The 18,168-nt window shown below is 52.4% G+C and carries 11 protein-coding genes; 2 read left to right on the forward strand and 9 right to left on the reverse strand.

Features of this window, described 5'->3' with window-relative positions; all coding sequences use genetic code 11:
• Positions 1–118: 118 nt before the first annotated feature.
• The 3 genes from ACYVIY_RS24380 to ACYVIY_RS24390 form a co-directional block, all read right to left on the reverse strand.
• Entirely contained in the window at positions 119–808 is a 690-nt protein-coding gene (locus ACYVIY_RS24380) for a 3-keto-disaccharide hydrolase (protein WP_460979114.1), read from the reverse strand.
• 114 nt (positions 809–922) lie between these two features.
• A complete protein-coding gene (locus tag ACYVIY_RS24385; RefSeq protein WP_460979115.1) occupies positions 923–1,996 on the reverse strand; it encodes a hypothetical protein in 1,074 nt (357 codons plus the stop codon).
• Positions 1,997–2,078: 82 nt separating this feature from the next.
• Positions 2,079–5,189, reverse strand: coding sequence for an FAD-binding and (Fe-S)-binding domain-containing protein (locus tag ACYVIY_RS24390; protein WP_460979116.1), 3,111 nt, complete (start codon positions 5,187–5,189; stop codon positions 2,079–2,081).
• 95 nt (positions 5,190–5,284) lie between these two features.
• Between ACYVIY_RS24390 and ACYVIY_RS24395 the strand changes: the two genes are divergently transcribed.
• Entirely contained in the window at positions 5,285–5,842 is a 558-nt protein-coding gene (locus tag ACYVIY_RS24395) for a biopolymer transporter ExbD (RefSeq protein WP_460979117.1), read from the forward strand.
• Between the two features lie 79 nt (positions 5,843–5,921).
• Here ACYVIY_RS24395 and ACYVIY_RS24400 read toward each other — a convergent pair whose 3' ends face one another.
• The 3 genes from ACYVIY_RS24400 to ACYVIY_RS24410 form a co-directional block, all read right to left on the reverse strand.
• A complete protein-coding gene (locus tag ACYVIY_RS24400) occupies positions 5,922–6,983 on the reverse strand; it encodes a DUF4097 family beta strand repeat-containing protein (protein WP_460979118.1) in 1,062 nt (353 codons plus the stop codon).
• 245 nt (positions 6,984–7,228) lie between these two features.
• Positions 7,229–8,989 (reverse strand): S41 family peptidase, encoded by a 1,761-nt coding sequence (locus ACYVIY_RS24405; protein WP_460979119.1) that lies wholly within the window; start codon positions 8,987–8,989, stop codon positions 7,229–7,231.
• 45 nt (positions 8,990–9,034) lie between these two features.
• Positions 9,035–10,093, reverse strand: coding sequence for an OmpA family protein (locus ACYVIY_RS24410; RefSeq protein ID WP_460979120.1), 1,059 nt, complete (start codon positions 10,091–10,093; stop codon positions 9,035–9,037).
• A gap of 443 nt (positions 10,094–10,536) precedes the next feature.
• On the opposite strand from ACYVIY_RS24410, the gene ACYVIY_RS24415 reads away from it, so the two are divergent.
• On the forward strand, positions 10,537–11,607 hold the full coding sequence (locus ACYVIY_RS24415; RefSeq protein WP_460979122.1) for an acyltransferase family protein: 1,071 nt from the start codon (positions 10,537–10,539) through the stop codon (positions 11,605–11,607).
• A gap of 38 nt (positions 11,608–11,645) precedes the next feature.
• Here ACYVIY_RS24415 and ACYVIY_RS24420 read toward each other — a convergent pair whose 3' ends face one another.
• The 3 genes from ACYVIY_RS24420 to ACYVIY_RS24430 form a co-directional block, all read right to left on the reverse strand.
• Positions 11,646–12,881: a sensor histidine kinase gene (locus ACYVIY_RS24420; protein ID WP_460979124.1), complete on the reverse strand. Its 1,236-nt coding sequence runs from the start codon at positions 12,879–12,881 to the stop codon at positions 11,646–11,648.
• Between the two features lie 221 nt (positions 12,882–13,102).
• Positions 13,103–13,708 (reverse strand): hypothetical protein, encoded by a 606-nt coding sequence (locus ACYVIY_RS24425; RefSeq protein ID WP_460979125.1) that lies wholly within the window; start codon positions 13,706–13,708, stop codon positions 13,103–13,105.
• A 185-nt stretch (positions 13,709–13,893) separates the two neighbouring features.
• Positions 13,894–17,829, reverse strand: a complete 3,936-nt coding sequence (locus tag ACYVIY_RS24430) for a lamin tail domain-containing protein (RefSeq protein WP_460979126.1) — start codon at positions 17,827–17,829, stop codon at positions 13,894–13,896.
• Positions 17,830–18,168: the final 339 nt, after the last annotated feature.

The raw sequence follows: 18,168 nt of genomic DNA on the forward strand, positions 1-18,168 counted from the left end.
TCACGGCAACGGCCGCCTGTTCCTAGCCGTGAGGGTATACCAACAAGGAAACCCGGCTCTTACTGGATCAGTAAGAGCGGGTTTCTGCTTATCAGGCTATTCTTTTATCAGGCTATTCTTACAGCTCCCGAATCTGCACGTTCCGGTACCAGACGCGCTCTTTAGGGCTGTGGTTTTGCAGGGCAATCTTGCCTTTTGCGTGCGGAGTGGCATACGGCCAGCTCGCGAATTTGCTTTTGGCAACTAACGCCTTCCAATCGTCGGAGCCGTATTCGTACTCGACTAATTTTTTACCGTTGAGGTAATGCTCAACGTGATTGTTGTTGACCATAATCCGGCCTTTGTTCCACTCACCAACCGGTTTTGCTACGTTCATGTCAGACGGCGGGATCATGTCGTAGTTGGCTCCGGTTAACTGGCTGTCTTTTAATTTATAAGGCTTTCCTTCACCGTCTACGTAGCCTTTATCATCGATAACCTGATACTCGGGCCCCGACATATAGGTTGACTTAATGTCCGGATTATCAATCACTTTGTAGACAACACCACTGTTACTACCCTTTGGAATCTTAAACTCGAACTCCAGCTCGAAGCTCTCGTATTCTTTGTCCGTAACCAGGTCACCGCCCGTACCGTCAGGCGTCATGGCACCATCTTCAACGTACCAGCCGACCACGCCAGACTTGTGGTAACTATGCCAGCCTTTAATCGTCTTACCGTCGAACAGCGAGGTCCATTTTGATTTCTTGGGAGGGGTGGCTAGCACCAGGGTGCTTAGCAGCAGACAGGGGAGCAGGAATTTTTTCATGGGATTGAATTTTTGGCTAAAGTAGCAAACACAAGGCGGTGACGGGCCGCGCTTTGGTTAACTGGTTACAGTTACAAAGCGCGGCCCGTCACCGCCTTACTCATTGTACTCCGCTCAACTGGCCATGTCACGGGCCGCTTGCGGATCGTTGTATTTCCGGTCAAGACCCTCCGTCGACTTCTGGTCGGAGCGGTCGGTATCCGAGATCATATCCTGTGCAGCAATGCTGCTTTCGTCCGCTAGTTCGCGCGGCAGCGACTGGGCTTCGCGACCTTCTTCGGGCCGCTCTCCTTTTTGATACGCGTCCGTATCTTTTGCGTTTGCGTCGTACGGACGGGCAGCGTTACCCGTGTCGGGATCGACTTCCATGCCTTCCTCTGGCCCTGCCGACATCCCCTCATACTGATTCCCCGGCACAGCCTCGCCCGGCTCGACATTGTCGTACGACATAAGACCAGGAGCGCCCGATGTATACGTAACATAGTTGTTACTACGCCCACCTGACCAGCTCACCGAATTGCCGTTAATTTCATGAGAACGATCCGGTTGATCAGGCTCCTGAATTTCCGGTTCCTTGGGTTGTGGAGTACCCGGCAGATCAGGAATCTCTGGCCCTGGTATGGGGTTATATGGCGGTGTTTCAGGAATGCCTGGCACGGGCTGTAACGGATCGGGGGTGCCTGGCGTTGGCGGAACCATGTCGTGAACCGGCAGGGTTGAATGAAGCATATAGCTGCCATTTGACACCTGCCACATCCCGAAGTGACTAGTTGGCGTAGCGTTGTTATCCTGCTGCGTCGTGTTCGTAGTTGGCGTGTCTTCCGACGGTAGCCCCGTATTTACATCAGAACCCGCATCGGGGTTACCCGTGATGTCACCCACCGCTATTGGGTCGTCGGGCATTACGTTCGGGTCGAACATAGTACCTGCCCGTAAGGCTGCGTCCGAATTTTCGTATTTCTTTTTATCGTCACCCTGTAGCGCACGCTCTTCATCGCTGCCCAGCCGAATGCGGGGCATATCTTCAGAAACGTCGCTGTCTGTATTACCGGTTGACACGAGCTTGCCATCCACCAGCTTCACCATGTTGGTTTCGGCCTGATCGGCACTGAACATAGTTTCCGCGTGTTCGCTGGAAACGGTGTCGGCTTGTCTGGCGCCATCGGAAAGGTTTGCGTTATTTTCCATAATCGTTGTGAATGTTTTTAGTCTATGGAAAACCACCGGGGGCGCAAAAGGTTTACCGGTCTCAAGTCGTACCGATATATTCTCAGTGCGGCTTGAGGGCGTCAAATAAAATCTCGGCGGGGTGCTGTGCTTTACGTCCCGTGCCATCTTTTATCTGGTGTCGGCACGAGGTTCCGGCTGCGGATATAATGACATCCTCCGTGGTCTGGCGTACGGCAGGAAAGAGTACTAACTCTCCAATCTGCATCGACAGATCATAGTGTTCCGCTTCGTAGCCGAACGACCCGGCCATGCCGCAGCAACCCGACGGAATAAGCTGTGCCGAATAATTTTTAGGTAGCGATAAGACTTTCTTCACCGGAACCATTGACGAAAGAGCCTTTTGGTGGCAGTGCCCATGGATCTTCACCTGACGAGCTTCCGTGGTGAATACGTCACGATTGATACGTCCGGCTTCGGCTTCCTGAGCGAGCCATTCCTCGAAGAGGAACGTATTCTGGGCGATACGTTGGGCATCGGCTTTCAACTCCACTGGCACTAAATCCGGATACTCGTCACGGAACGTCAGGATGGCCGAAGGTTCAAGACCAATCAACGGCGTTACGTCGGTAACGAGGTCTTTTAATAACGTTACGTTGCGAATGGCGATTTTTTGCGCATCATCGACCAAGCCCTTCGACAGGTACGTACGGCCGCTTTCAACGTGTTCGGGAATGCGTACGCTATACCCTAAACGTTCGAGCAATTGAATGGCTTTCTGCCCGACTTCTACGTCGTTGTAATTGGTGAACTCATCGCAAAAAAAGAGGAGCGAGGAGCGAGGAGTGAGAAGCGAGGAGAGGGGGCGAGAGTTATGCCTTACCCCACGCTCTCTACCCTTCGCCCAGCGCCTTAGCGTAGTACCAGCCAGTTCGGGCATGGTCCGCTCGGGATGGAAACCGACCGTGCGGTTGGCTAACCGACGTAGCGCCGGGGTATCGTAGATGGCGTTGTAGGCCCAAGGGGCCAGACTCGCCAGCGACATCAGGCGGGTGAAATTACCCACCAGCTTAGCTCGCATGGGAACACCTTTGTCACGGTACTGCTGCTGAATGAACTCGGCTTTCATACGCGTCATGTCCACGCTCGACGGACACTCGGCTTTACAGGCTTTGCAGGAAAGACACAGATCCAGTACGTCTTTAACCGCTTCGTATTCGTGGTCAGATGGGGTTGTACTGAGACTTCCCTGATTGGTGTAAAAATGCCGGAGCATGTTTGCCCGGGCGCGGGTAGTATCCCGCTCACGCCGGGTAGCCATATAGCTGGGACACATGGTTCCGCCCGAAATTGCCGTTTTGCGGCAGTCACCCGATCCCGAACATTTCTCGGCCAGCTCTAACAAACCACCGTCTTTCGAGAAGTCAAATACGGTTTTGGGTTGCGGTATAACTACGTCGGGCTCCGAACGCAGGAACTCGTTCATAGCCGGGGTGTTCACGACTTTGCCGGGGTTAAACGTGTTTTGCGGGTCCCAAAGCGCCTTTACGTCTTTGCAAAGCTGGTAATTTTCGGGGCCGAGCATAAACGCAATACACTCACCGCGTAGCCGACCGTCGCCATGCTCTCCGGATAGTGAACCCCCGTATGTTTTAACCAGTGCCGCCGTATCCATCAGCAAAGCCCGAAACTTGGCGCGTCCTTCCGATGATTTCAGGTTGATAAGCGGCAGGGCGTGAATTTCTCCGGCTCCGGCATGGGCGGAGTATTCCAGCTTCAAGCCGTGCTTCTCCCAGGCCATACGGTCAAGTTCATCGATGTAGTCGGGGAGGTCATGAACGTCCACGGCCGTATCTTCTACCACATTGGCCGGTTTATCGTCGCCGGGAATGTTGTACATAATACTCAACCCGGCCTTACGTAGCGCCCACGGCTTTTTCGTGTCTTCGTCGTACAAGGTTGGATAGGCGTAACCCAGTTCTTTCGCTTGTAACTCAGCTACAAAATTGGCGGCTTTCCGGGCAACGCCCTCTGGAGTGTCATCGAAGAACTCAATCATCAGAATCGCCTTCGGATCACCCTCGACAAACGTCCGGTTCTTCGCCTGTTCAATATTGGTTTTGGTCAGTTGCAGGATGTAGTCATCAACCAACTCAGACGCGGAACAACTATGCGCCAGTGCCACCAGATTCGCTTCGAGCGATTGCCGAATGGTCATGAAGTGAGCGCAAACCAGTGCCGTTTCCTTCGGCGGTAAGGGCAGCAAGTTCAGTTTAGCTTCGGTGATGAAGCAGAGCGTACCTTCCGAACCGGCAATCAGGCGAGCGAAGTTGAAACTTTCTTTACCCCCCCTAGCCCCCCCTACGAGGGGGGGAGTTTTTTCGAGAGGCTCTCCCGCACGGGATAGTTCACCTTCAAAGTTCCCTCCCTCGTAGGGGGGGGTAGGAGGAGTATGAGCAGTAAAAAAGTCTACCAACGCATCGAGCGCATAACCCGTGTTACGTCGGCTAACAGTAGGCTTGGGGTAGCCCTCGCGAATGTTCTGCTGAATAGTTGGATTGGTCAGCCAGTCGCGGAACTGAACGTAGAGCCGCTGTTCAAGCGGACTAACAACGTTTTCACCCCGGCACTTGGCATCGAACTGTTCCTGGTCGAGTGGCCCGAAGGTTACTTCTGCACCATCGCTCAGTATAGCTTTTACTTCAAGTAAGTGATCGCGGGTAGTGCCCCAAACGATGGAATGTAAGCCGCATGAATTATTACCGATCATGCCGCCAATCATGGCTCGGCTTGCGGTTGATGTTTCAGGACCGAACAGCAGACCCTGAGGTTTCAGATAAGCATTCAGGTCGTCGCGAATAACCCCCGGTTGAACGCGTACCCAACGTTGATCCGTGTTAACGTCAAGGATTTGCCCGAAATATTTCGAGATGTCGACGACGATACCGCTGCCGACAACCTGCCCCGCCAGCGAGGTGCCCGCGGCCCGGGGAATCAGCCCTAACTCATGCTGTTGCGCAAAACGCAGAAGCCGCTTAATGTCGGCTACAGATTTGGGTAAAGCCACTGCCACCGGCATTTCCTGATACACCGACGCATCGGTTGCGTAGAGCATACGCTGGGCGGTGTGCTCAGGCGATTCATCAAAATACAGGTCTCCCTCAAATGAAGGAAGTAAGCTGGCGAAAGGGGCTTTTTGCGGTAAGCGAAACATAACAATAGGGCATCAAACGTATTGTAAAGATACGAAACCTGGGTCGGTTTGTGGAAACCTTGTGGCAATCGCATCAATCAGCAAAACGGATAGCCATGAAAACATACCGCCGACGTCGGCCCATACCCCGTGTAGACATGACACCCTTCGTGTCTGTTGCTTTACTGCTGATCACATTCTTTGTGTGGTTGAAAATGCTGCAACGACCTAATGCGTTAGGCATTACAGATATAGGTAGGCCAGGGAAACATGACATTAATCGATACCCGAAGCATGTATGCATGATTTACCTTCAGGATGAGGGCCAAATCAGTTTCTTACAGTATCGCCATGGAAGTGAGCTAGCGGAGATTGTGGCAACCAGCTACGGTACATCTGGATTTCGTCGGCTACTAAATGAAACGCTCAAACAGGCTGGCTCTAAAGAAGAATTAGCCATTGTCGTAAAGCCAACCGATAAGGCCAACCTTCGTAACATTGTAAATGTGCTCAATGAGTTGAAAATTGCCGGTAACCTCTCGTATGTGTTCAATTATCCACTATTAGCCAATGAGAAGCGTATGTTAACAGACTATAATCGGTTCAGACAAACCAATAGCAAGACACCTATGTATGTCTCAGCTCAACTGACTGATCGGCTAATCGTTTATTGAAAACAATAAGAGCATAAACGAAGAGGCCCGCCAAGCAGTTGGGCGGGCCTCCGATTGATAAGTTAGCGTAAAACCCTCGTTACCGATTCAGGTAAACGGTACCGCTGCTGGCCGAGATGTTAACGGCAACACCTCCACCATTGACTTTACCGCGAACCCGGTCGCGCTCGTGGGAGCCGCTGAAGTTCGAGAGTGTCCCTACTTCAACCCGGTTTCCACTCAGATTCAGGTCTGCGCCTTTGTCGAGCGGCATGTTGGCGTGGATGCTGCCTGCGCTGGTATTCAGCCGGACGTAGTCACCCAGTTTCTTGATGGAGATATCAATACTGCCCGCGCTGGTGCTGGCGTCGATGCTGCCCGATACGTTCGCTAAACGTACCGATCCGCCCGACGTACCGGTTTTCAGTGAACCGTCGATGTCGCTGCCGCGCACGCTGCCACCGCTGGTTTGAGCATCGACATCACCTTTCAGGTCATTTAGCTCGATGCTGCCGCCGGAGGTATGCAGGCGCATTTTGCCTGACGACTCTTTCGCGTGGATTGAACCGCCCGAGGTTTGCAAATCCATATCCTGACGGCAACGGTCGAGGTGAATCGATCCTCCCGAAGTCTGGCCGTTGATGTCGCCTTCCACTTCGCTCAGGTGCAGGCTGCCACCGCTGGTGCGAAATCGCTGTTTCCCATTCAGACTCGCCAGCCGGATGCTACCGCCGGAAGTGCGTAAGTCGGTCGCTACGTTGCGTGGTGTGTAGAATTTGAAGCCGATGCTTAACGACCGCTTCCAGTCGTTGTCATTGCCCCGGCGCTTGGCGGTGGCCACAATCGTGCTGCCTTCCTGGCTTATTGTAATATCATAATCTTTAAGCCGTTCTTCGATTTCGTCTTTGCTCAGGTTGTTACGTCCATTCCAGTTGTTTGGTCGGACATACATCTCGACGCGTGCTTCCCGGCCAGCGCTGCCTTCCACGCTCAGGCTTCCGCCCGAGGTTTCGGCCCGAACGGCGCTGATATTTCCCGAAAATGTTTTCGTCTGGTAAGGCGTATCGTTGTCGTCGGCGATTGTCGACACTGGAGCGGTGAACGAGGTTAGGGCAAGCGTGCCCGCGCTCAAAAGGGTCAGAAGGAACTGTTGGCGTTTCATAGTTTTGCTCATTTGGTCTAAAGATGTAGTTCGTGTCCGGAAGGTTGCATGGGCTGCCAAGTTAGCGCTTACGTTCTGTTAGATTCAATGACAAATGGCGTACCGTTTTATAGACATCTTTGATTATAAGTGCATTAACTTATTTGCTTTGTGATAAAAATGTCCGGCTTCGAACAATTCGTGTTCAAAACCGGACATAAGACAGCTATCGTAAGGCTTACCCCTACGTATCACCAACGGAGTAGCTATTTCATCTTCTTTTTCTTCGTCTGAACCGCCGTTTCCTTAACTCCTAATTCGGCTAAAGCGGCTTCAAGTACCGTGTCCCGACCAGCCTGGAAGTCAGCAACCGTTGGTTTTATTAATAGGTCGGGTTGAATGCCTTTCCCAATCCAATCGGTGCCATCGGGATAGGCATCGCGTTTGGTGCATACGCGGGCCATGATACCACCCGGTAGCGAAAACACCAGGGGTTGACCAGTGCTGCCGCCGGTAGGTTCACCAAGGATCTTGCCACGGTTCATGGCGTCGAAGGCAACGCAGAAGTCTTCGGCCGCCGAAAAGGTCTGGCCACTCGTTAAAACAACAACCGGTTTCGTGTAAAGCTTTTTGCCGTTCGCTGACCATCGGCCCGACCCCGCCGATTCATAAACTATTGTTTCACCTCGCGCCCGACGTAACGGACTGTACTTGCGGGATGAATAGCTCCCGGTTGGGAATGATTTATCAGTGAGGTAACCCAGGATGTCCCAGCCATTGTTACTGTCGCCACCGCCGTTCTGACGAACATCCAGAATAAGGGCATTGGTGGTGGCAATTGAATCGAAAGCAGCGGCAAACCGTTTGGGAGCTCTATCGCTGTCGAACTCAAACAATTGTACGTAGGCAATATTGCCGGGTAAGATAGTCAGCGTGTACGATGGCAGGGGCGTTAATGCCGAATAACCACTACGGGGTAAGACGCGCTCGGTTACTTTTCCGCTGGCATCGGTAAGCGTTAGCCGAACCGGCCGATCTTTCGGACCCCGGAGCAGGCCATAGATATACGTTTGCACGTCGACGTTCTGCGGGGTGGAGCCGCTCTTGTAAGGCCGAACGTACTGATTAGCGTAGTCGATGACGGGCGTGCCGTCAATCTTTACAATTTCCATGCCCGGCACAATTCCCGAACGCAATAGACTATCGTGCCGGACCTGCCGAACGAACACGCGACCTTCAATGAGCTGCGCTACAAGTGGGGGACGGAACGCCGTGGAGTCGGCCAGCGGCCCGCTATTGGTCCAGACGTCCGTATGGCCATCGTGCAGTTGAGCGTAAAACTGCTGGAGCAACTGAAGGTAAGCGACGGTGCTCCGGGTGGCCTGCACTTTAGGAAGAAAAGCCAGATACACACTATCCCAGTCAACATCCGGGATTTTATCGAAATGGGCAAAATTGTACTTCGCTTCTGACCACAGTTTCGATAGGCCCGCTGCCTTTTCGGCCGGACTTAAATTAGGCTTATACGGCGTAGCCAGCGCTTTCGAGTTGAAAACCAGGTTCGCTGCATTCAGTTGCTTCAGGATCGGTTTGATCAGTGAATGCTGACGGACGGGAGCAAAAACGGCTTCTTTCTCAATGTAACGGGCATACGTACTGGCGAAATCACTTTTCAACGGCTCCTGTAACGATTGAGCCGCCTGATCTAACGCATTCAACTGGCATTGGACTGCCGACAAGTCGAACAGAATATCATACTTACGGAAGAACAGCGGGCGGTCATTTTTAGCTAATTCCTGCACCTCAGGTTTAGCATAATACGCCAGAGCGTTTTGCAAAATCTGTTCGGCCTTGCGCAAACTATCCGTTGGCGGGTTAGTCCCCGAACCGATGACTGCGTCGGCGCGTTTTCGTTCGCCCTGTAAATGCTCATACGCCTGATTGGCGGTCAACGCGGTCTGGGCTTTACCCGTGAAGGAGAAGAAACAGGACAGCGCAAAAGCCGCCCAGAAAAAGAACGTTGGCATACGAAGTTTAAGCGTTCAGGTAAGTTGTAAGAGGCAGTAAGTTAACTAGTTCACCGAAATTTCAACCCGTCTATTTTTTGCGCGGTCGCCTTCGGTTGCATTACTGGTTAATGGGCGCGATCCGCCGTACCCTTTGGCTTCCAACTGATTTTCCGGAACGCCATGCCGCGTGAGGTAACTGGCCACCACTTTTGCCCGGTTTTCTGACAAAGCCTGATTCAGACGCGCATCGCCAACGTTGTCGGTATGGCCCGCAATCAGGATCCGCCGGTTAGGTTGAGCCAGTAACGCTTTAACCAGTTTGTCTAACTCAGCGTACGATTCGGGCAGGAGCGTATAGGCGCTCTGCGCGAAGAAAACGTTACGTAGCACGACCGTTTCACCAGCCGCGAGGTTGACAAATGTTTCAGACAGCCTGGTCGAGGGATTATCCACCGCAAATCGTGCCGCTGGTGTTACGTTGGGAGCTACACGCCTGGCGTCAACGGGTTTAGCATCTACGCCAGGCCGGGGCTCAATCGCCATACGTATCGCTGGTTTAGCAACCCGTTTGGTCGCGATCGCCGTTGCTTTGGCCGGACGAGCGTTACGAGGAGAGAGGTAATGAGCCGGAATCATTTCCGGAAAACGAGAAGCACTATACCGTTCTGGCATGGGCGTTTTCCAGAATAAGTAAATGATGCTGCCTTTCCAGTCGTTGTAGTATTCGACTTTCAGGTCATAATACTGCTTGGCTTTCAGCACAATCTCGCCGATGAACTGGCTGTCGTCCTGTTTACGCCATTCGTCAATGACGTTTTTGCCATCGACCCAAACCCGTACGCCATCGTCGACGGTGGCGCTGAACTGGTATTTGCCCGATACCGGTGCGTAGAGTTTACCGGTCCAGCGTACCGAAAAATATTCGCGTTGTACACCCGGTGCGGGCCGTTGCCAGTTCCAGTCGAACGCAACCTGCGGGTCAATTCGGGTGAAAGCTTTCTGGTTGAAGTTAGGCCCATTAAAATACTCCCCTTTCAGGCCGGTCGCGACTGGTTGTTGAGCCAGGGCCAGGCTTTCCATGAGTGACAGGCCAATGATCCACGGTATCCGTAAGCGGTTCATGCAACAGGCTGATTTTGTTGATAAAAGGTACGAATTCTACAAAGCAATTCAGGTCCGCTAAATAGGTTGTAGGCAACTGCTGGTTTTTCTTTAATCCGATCAACTAACCATTGTCTAACGCCTGGAAAGTGCTAACGGAGTTGATGCCGATTCATTCGTGGGTAAGGAAGTGCTATTGTGTAGAAGCTTAGTATCGTATTTAAATAAGCTCGTTTTGAGATGCATTGGTTAGTTGAAGCGGTCTGTCGTTACGGGACGTAGCGTCAGCAACTCTTTATCTGTCAGTTAACTCATTAATGAACGATTCATAACAGTACCTATAACCAGTCGCAAACATGGTCTCAATAGGCTCTTGCTACGTATGGTTGTTAATTTTGTCATGTCAACTCAGGAAGTATGACCAAATTTGTGCTGTCTCTATTTGACGCTTCAACCCTATACGCATGGGAGAATTACATTCGGCTACCCTCAGCACAAAGCCCCACTTTGCCATTCTGGATGGCTTGCGCGGAGTAGCGGCACTTGCCATCGTCCTTTTTCACTTCATGGAGTGGGTGTATCCCGATGCTAGCCAGAATTTCATCGCCCACGGGTTTTTAGCCGTTGATTTTTTCTTTTGCTTATCGGGCTTTGTCATTGGTTACGCCTATGACGACCGAATCCGTCGGTTGGGGCTGGCCGCGTTTTTCAAACTTCGCTTGATCCGCTTGCACCCGCTGGTCATTTTAGGGTCGGTACTAGGCCTGCTGGCGTATCTCTTCGATCCGTTTGCCGCAGAGCCCAGTCTAGCTGAGCGGGCAAACCTGTGGCTGACCTTTCTTTGTTCTGTATTTCTTATTCCGCTGCCCGTTATGAAAGAGCGCGCATTCAACCTGTTCGGGTTCAATGCACCCGCTTGGTCACTATTTTGGGAGTACGTAGCTAATATTGTCTATGCCCTTGTCCTATACCGCGTCAGCCGTCGTTATCTGTCTCTGTTAATTATACTGGCCGCAGTTGTCCTCTGTCTGGTTAGCTACCGGGCGGGCAATCTGTTGGGCGGTTGGTCTGGGGCTACGTTCTGGGATGGCGGTGCCCGGATCATGTATTCGTTTCTGGTTGGTCTCCTTATCTACCGGGCAGACTGGATTCTTAAGAACAACCTTGGCTTTCTGGGTATGGCGGTACTGCTCATGCTAGCCTTTCTGATGCCCTTTAGTCAATGGAACTGGCTGACCGAGCTGCTCATTGTGCTGCTCTATTTCCCAATCTTGATTGCGGCTGGAGCGGGAGCTACTCTATCGCCCGGACTTCACAAGCTGTGTGTGTTCCTGGGCAAACTGTCCTATCCGCTTTATATGACCCACTATGGGGTTATGTGGATATTCGGGGGATACCTGGCCAGTCATAAACCGGATGCCCTATCACTGTCGCTGATTGTGGTTGGCGGGACGATTGTTCTTACTACGTTCGCCTATCTGGTGCTGCTCCTGTATGATGAGCCTATTCGGCGGTATCTGGCCAGTCGGCGGTAGCAGAGAGCCTGCCTGCTTCGATGCCCGTATCTGACCTGCTAGATTGGCAGGATAATCGATATCATTGTGCCTTTGCCAAGCTCCGATTGAGCTTTAATAAGCCCATCGTGATTCTGGATAATTTTGCGGCATAAAGCCAGGCCGATGCCTGCGCCTTCCTTGTTGTTAGGCAAGCGTGAGAAAATGGTGAAAATCTTTTCGAGCTGAGCCTGCTCAATTCCGATTCCGTTATCGATGATCTGAATCTCGACAAAGCCTGACTCGTGCTCTTCCAGGCCGTAGGTAGTTATCTGATCTGGCGTCAGTTCCCTGCATAAAATGTCGATAACAAGCGCCGTTTCTTTTCTCGAGAATTTGATGGCATTAGAGATGAGCTGATAAAATAGCTGCTCCAATTGTAGGGGGATAGCTCGTACCGAAGGTAGCTCGGCAATATGAACCGTTGCCCGTTTACTATCAAGCAGAGGGCTTAACTGATCGCATACGTTCGTGGCAAGCGAGGATAAGTTAACAATCTGGAAAACAGAATCTTCGTCCGATAAGGTAGAAAAGATCGACAAGTCTTTGATCATCATGGAAAACTGCTGAGCGCTGCTGTTCACCTTTTTCGCCAGGTCCTTTACTTTATTTACATCGTTTTGCTCGGTAGCATCCAGGAGCATACCGCTAAAAAGTCTGATTTTGCGAAGTGGCTCCTGTAGGCTATGGTTAGACAGGTGGCGATACTGGCGGTTTTCGTTGATGGTATCGGTCAGTTGCCGGTTCAGAATTTGCAAAGCGGTCTGACTGCGCTCAATTAGTTCTACATTTTGCAAATGAAAGCCAATCAACTCGGCGAATACGCTGAACATATCAATCACCTTCGGATTGTTGAGGTTGGCCGGTTCGGGGTCAATGGCGCAGAGAGTCCCGAAGAACTCGCCATTTTTTAAGATGATGGGAAACGAGATATAGCTTTGAAACCCGTACTGCAAAGGCGTGTGGTGATTGCAAAATTGTTCGCTAGCAGCTACGTGATCAATAATAACGGGTTCATGACTGTCGCGGATTTCATGACAGATCGTCGTTTCTATCTTTAGCTCGTCGCCGGGGGTAAGCCCAAATTGAATATCGTCGCGCACACTGCACGCAATCCATCGCTCTTCAGTCACGCGCGCAACAGCCGCAAACCCCATCCCTGTTGTCTGGCATATTACGTCAAGAATACTGGGAACAATGGAGAGCTGCTTTACCCGATCAATATCTTTAGACAAGTCAACGTCTGTATAAATCATCCTGTTTACACGTATGATCTATCAAAGATACTGATTTTTAGAAAGGTGTAGTACGTTGGGAAGAGGGGAAACGCTACGTCTATAGGCTATTGATTCCGTCTGGATCAATTCAAACCTAAACAGAGCGTCTGCCGCACGACCGAACCTTTACATTGCTGTTCTATACGATGCAATTCACGTAGCGTGATTATACAGTAAATCGGCTACGTACAAAAAAGGAATTATTTGACGACAACCGTATTGGGTTCGCCTTGCCGGACTGAGAATGCAGACTGAATTTGAAGAACACCGTTCTGATAATACACGAGCCGATAGTTCCCCGGTTGTAGTTTAAGCGCATACGGGAAAAAGCGTTTGTCGGCATTGATCTGAGTGTCTTTTTCCAGCGAATAATCTTTTGAATCGCTGGTAATAATCAGCCTGATTTTGCCCGTGCATGACTCGCAACGGAACGTAACGGCTTCCTGATCAGCAAACGGTACGTCGCTATCGGGCGGGACAGGCGGCTGAGGGGGACGTACCATTGCACCGCCCGATGGCATGGGCGGGCCGGGTGCGGTGAATGGTGGGGGTGGGGCAGATGGCTGTCCGATGCCAAGTGAGTCCAGTACCCGATTCTTTAAGGCCGTCTGTTCCGAATGGCTCAGGCCAGCGGTATTGAACGTCCGATTATAATGAATGGCCTGACTGTTCCGTACACCGTCTACCTGGATCGACAGCGTTTTTCCATCTTCGTTAATGGACGTAGTAAGTGATGAGCCAGACGGCTGTTGGGCTGTGGCAGCCAGGCTTAAGCCTAAAAGAGCCAGTGTTAGAACTGAATGCATAGAAGTTGTCGGTCGAGATACTGAACTTGGTGGCTCAACTGCCGTGCCACCAGCAAAAAAGCCGTTTCTACTATAGAAACGGCTTTTTTGTTATACAGCTCTGTCCGAAACTGGACAGACTGCGTCCGATTGTGTACCGAATTCAACCAGTCCGAAATCTGGCCAGCGGCTTAGCCAATCCGGTATTACGGTTTCACTACTTTATAGATTACCTGCTGCTGATCTGTGTATGCCTGTAGAATATAAAGCCCCGACGGATGGGTACTCAGATTCCAATCAATACGCTGCTGATCGGTAGCTTGCTGCTGGTAGATAGCGTGCCCACGTGTATCCATAAGCTGAACCTGTACGGCTTTCCCGGCGGCTCCGCTGATCGTCGCTTTCAACTGGCCATCAACCAACGGATTGCCCAGAATGGTTATCGTTAAACCCGGCTCCGCTGTAATGTTCTCAACGGCCAACTCACGGCCCCGGCAACTCGCATCCACCGTCAACCGGAACGGCCCGTAGATGGTAACGGCACCCGACTGATCGGTGACCTTCAAATAGAAGTTACCCTGCGTGTTGCTCTGGGCGTTGATCAGCGTCAGACTCGACGTGGCCGTACCCCGGAAGAGCTGGGGCGTCTCCATCAGCTTAGGGCTGGTGAGTGTATTCTTGTACCATTCGTATTTCACCGGTTTCCCTGCAACCACCACATTGATTGTCGCCGACGCACTGCGGCAGGCGGTTGGGCTATTGCCGCCGGTAACAGTGGTCGAGGCCGTGGCTGTACAGCCATTGGCGTCCTGGGCCGTTACCGAATAAACGCCCGTGGTCGTAACCGTTGCCGTCGCGCCACTGACTCCGCCCTGCTGAGCGGCTCCCGTACTGAAGGTATACGAACTGCCCCCGCTGGCGGTGAGGGTAACGGTAGCGTTGGTAAACGATAGAGGCCCTGTGTTACTCAGGCTGACCGTTGGTGTCAGCGTACTGCTGGCGACCGTTGTGGTTGCCGTAGCAAGGCATCCGTTCGCGTTGCTGATCGTTGCCGTATACGTTCCCGCTGTACTGATCACAAACTGGCCGGTCTGGCTGGTTTGGCCGTTACTCAACGTATAGGCGGTGCCACCCGTCGCGCTGGCGATCAACGTAACGCTCGTTGCCGCGCAGGTTAACGTACCGCTGGTCAGGCTGGCGTTGGTTGGTAATGCGTTCAGCGCTACGTTACCGCTGGTGGCGGTTGCGCTGGTGTTGGCTGAAGTCACTACCGTAATAGTATACGAACCGGTTACCGTAGGCACAAGGCTGGCCTGCGTAGCACTTGCCGAAACACCCGACGCGCTGGTGCTGTTCGTCCCGTTGCTGATCGTATAGCTGTACGTATCGCCGGTTGACAGACCGCTTACCGATACTGAGAAATCGACCGGGCTGCCTGCGCATACGGCCGAGGTGCTGGCCACCAATGTCGCGGTGAGCGGAGCGGCAATCTTACTCAGATCAAAGCGGGCAAACACCGGACGGTGATCGGAGGTCGTGTTCGTGAAATTGCCGCTGATGGCCGAAAACGAGGTTTGAATCCCCACCGAACCGGGAACGTAAGCGTCAAACAGTTCATTGGAAATAATGATCTGATCCAGGAAACTCGATCCCGCATTCCCGAAGAACGTATTGCAACCCTGCTCATCTTCGAGCGGAAGGGTTAAGCCTGCAAAATTCGCCTTATCATCCACGAACGGTTTGTAGGTCGAATTCTGACCCGTGGCAATGGAGCCCGTCAGGTTGTCGTTGAAGTCACCGGCAATGATGATGTTGGCCTTCGTAAATTGCCCGCCCAGCGGACCCGGCTGCGTCGAACTGTTGGTCAGTAGATTATACAGATCCAGAATATCCTGCTTACGGCGGTTGTAGTCGCCCGTAGCGGAGCCCGACTTCGCGTGAATGCCAATGATGTTCAGTCGGCGAGTCACCCCATTGATCGTCGCATCGGCCACAAACAGATACGGTAACCGACCCGACGACCAGTTATTCGGCGCGGAACCCGCCGGAGTTGTAGTCGGGAACCCGTAATAGTCAGATAGTAGCGCCGAGGCCGATACGGACGTAACGGTGCTGGTTTTGTAGGCAACGCATACTTTCTGAGCCAGGCTCGACGGTCCGAACACGTAACCCTGATTGTCGGGCGTCTGCATACAATCGTCCTGGAAGTAGTACGAGAATCGGTCCGAACAGCTTAAGGCGTAACCAGCGGGCAGGTTGTTGCGCAGCAGGTTTTCATCGCTCACTTCTTCCAGTACAAACACATCGGCATTGATGGCGCTTAGAACCTTGTTCACGTTCTGCGCCTGCAACGTCTCATTGGCTGGCCCCTGATTCTGGTAGCGCAGGGTTCCATTGGTACAGACGATTGTACCGGCGGGCGCGCCAAAAAACTCGGTATTGAACGTAGCGAAATCAAACGTCTGATCCTGGGTCAGGCTTCCTGAAACTGGCGAACTGCCACAGAACTGATCGGTAGGGGCCGCCGGTGGCGTTGCTCCCTGCACGTCCGACAACTGGCGAGGCAGCAGCTGAATATTGTCGGTACCAGTGGTTGGGGCGTTGGCCAGGAAGCGGTCGGCAATACCCGTTACACTGAACGGAGCTGTCGGTTGTCCGGCACCTACCAAACCCGAATTAGCGCTGATCCGCAACGTAGCGGTGGCTGAATTTACGTTGGTGCTTATCGTTACGTTGCCGCTGCTGAACGTAGTGCTGGCCGGCGATACGCTGGCTCCGGTAATACTCACCAACTGGCCCTGGTAATTGCCAATCTGATCGAGTGTAATGGGCGTGGGCGTCGGAGCCGGGTTACCGGTTGATACCAGCGTGAAGGCCTGAACGCCGTTTACTTCAATGCCTCCCTGATACAACTCAATTTTTCCCTGCAACTTCACTACGTCGCCGATCTGGGTCTGCGTGGTATAGTCGGTGCCGGAGCCGCTGTAGACCAGGACCCCGCCCGTATTGTCCTGAACGTAAAGTTGTTTGGCACCAAGCTGGCCTGATGCGGTTACCGTTCCCTGGATAGTTACGGTCTGGTTAATCAGCGTCCGGGCCGTTCCAATTGGCGTAATACCGTCCACGGGAGGAGCCGTAACGGTACCGCTCACGGGAACCACGGCCGTAGCACCCCCGCCCTCGAAGGTAATCGTGCCGCTGTAGGGGCCACTCGCAGCGGTCAGTCCAGCCGCCAACTGCACCGTAAACGTGCTGGCCGACAGCGCGGATCCAGAAAACGTCGCCGTTGTGGGCGATACAGTGAAGGCCGTTGACGACGAACTCGCCGTGATTGTGCCGGTTGCTGCGTTTAGGGAAGAACCCGTCACCGAAAGCGTGGCCGATGCGGGACCACTTCCTTCGACGTAAGCCAGTCCGTTGATGCCCGTGCGCGACGAGGGAGTGACTACGAGAGATGGGCTGGCCGGGCCACCGCACAGATTGACGGGCGAAGCCGAATTTCGCGGGTTAGGCGTCCCGGTTGTAAAATCTTCATTGTTATTATTGGTATCGGTACAGCCATTGGAATTGCGGATAGCCGCTGTCGTGTTCGAAAGCGTGGGAACAGCAGCTGTGCCCTCGAAAAAGTTAGCGATACCAAAGCCGACCAGATCTTCAATCTTAGCTAAATTGGCCGGGTCACAGGCGGCTGACCCGCCGTTGCAGGGAAGCCCTGTTGCTACGTTGACCAGCACCACTTTCCCCGCTGTGCCACTCAGATTGATCGTGCCCGAAGCATCCGTTCCTGATAGAGGTGAACCATTGGTACCACCCGACGCTAATTGGACCAGGTAATACCCGCCAGGCTGAATTGTACCTGATAGCACAACAGTACCGTTGGATGAAAAGTTACCGGTTCCGGTAGCGCTGGCATACTGGATCGACCAGCCTGTCAAATCTACAGCAGTTGTACTCCTATTAAACAGCTCAACAAAGTCGTTCTTATAGGCAGCTCCTGAATTTCCACCACCGCCATACACCTGGCTAATAACCACTCTGCTGGATGCCTGCGCCCAGGCGTCGGCACAAGTCATGAAGTTGAGTAGTACCCCTACAAACAGCAACAGCCACGGATATGGCTGTGTTCGTATACGTTGTTTCATAAAGTTTGATGAATGATTTTTAACATACAAAAATACTAGAGCCTAGTGGTTTTATATGTTAATAAATCGTGATATTTAATCATTTAAATAATAACATATAACGTAGTAAGGGGAAGCACACAGATTGGTTTAACGAAAAACCCGTTCGGCTAGCAACTGGCATATGTTTTCTGCCAGTTGCTAGCCGAACGGGTGGCCAAGCGCTTGAAAAATGATACGTGCCGGGTAAGTCGTAGGGATAGGATAGAGAAGGGTTGCTACGTATCTAACCCGGCTTACGAAAAATTAAATAGAAGGGAAAGTCAAACGGTATGGTTAAACATGATGTGGATAGCGCTT

It is taken from the genome of Spirosoma knui, from assembly GCF_054780635.1.

What these genes read in the sequence shown, in the direction of transcription:
- ACYVIY_RS24430 (WP_460979126.1), bottom strand. Translation starts at nt 17,829, where the DNA reads ATGAAACAACGTATACGAACACAGCCATATCCGTGGCTGTTGCTGTTT.
- ACYVIY_RS24405 (WP_460979119.1), bottom strand. Translation starts at nt 8,989, where the DNA reads ATGCCAACGTTCTTTTTCTGGGCGGCTTTTGCGCTGTCCTGTTTCTTC.
- ACYVIY_RS24385 (WP_460979115.1), bottom strand. Translation starts at nt 1,996, where the DNA reads ATGGAAAATAACGCAAACCTTTCCGATGGCGCCAGACAAGCCGACACC.
- ACYVIY_RS24415 (WP_460979122.1), top strand. Translation starts at nt 10,537, where the DNA reads ATGGGAGAATTACATTCGGCTACCCTCAGCACAAAGCCCCACTTTGCC.
- ACYVIY_RS24400 (WP_460979118.1), bottom strand. Translation starts at nt 6,983, where the DNA reads ATGAAACGCCAACAGTTCCTTCTGACCCTTTTGAGCGCGGGCACGCTT.
- ACYVIY_RS24410 (WP_460979120.1), bottom strand. Translation starts at nt 10,093, where the DNA reads ATGAACCGCTTACGGATACCGTGGATCATTGGCCTGTCACTCATGGAA.
- ACYVIY_RS24390 (WP_460979116.1), bottom strand. Translation starts at nt 5,189, where the DNA reads ATGTTTCGCTTACCGCAAAAAGCCCCTTTCGCCAGCTTACTTCCTTCA.
- ACYVIY_RS24395 (WP_460979117.1), top strand. Translation starts at nt 5,285, where the DNA reads ATGAAAACATACCGCCGACGTCGGCCCATACCCCGTGTAGACATGACA.
- ACYVIY_RS24425 (WP_460979125.1), bottom strand. Translation starts at nt 13,708, where the DNA reads ATGCATTCAGTTCTAACACTGGCTCTTTTAGGCTTAAGCCTGGCTGCC.
- ACYVIY_RS24420 (WP_460979124.1), bottom strand. Translation starts at nt 12,881, where the DNA reads ATGATTTATACAGACGTTGACTTGTCTAAAGATATTGATCGGGTAAAG.
- ACYVIY_RS24380 (WP_460979114.1), bottom strand. Translation starts at nt 808, where the DNA reads ATGAAAAAATTCCTGCTCCCCTGTCTGCTGCTAAGCACCCTGGTGCTA.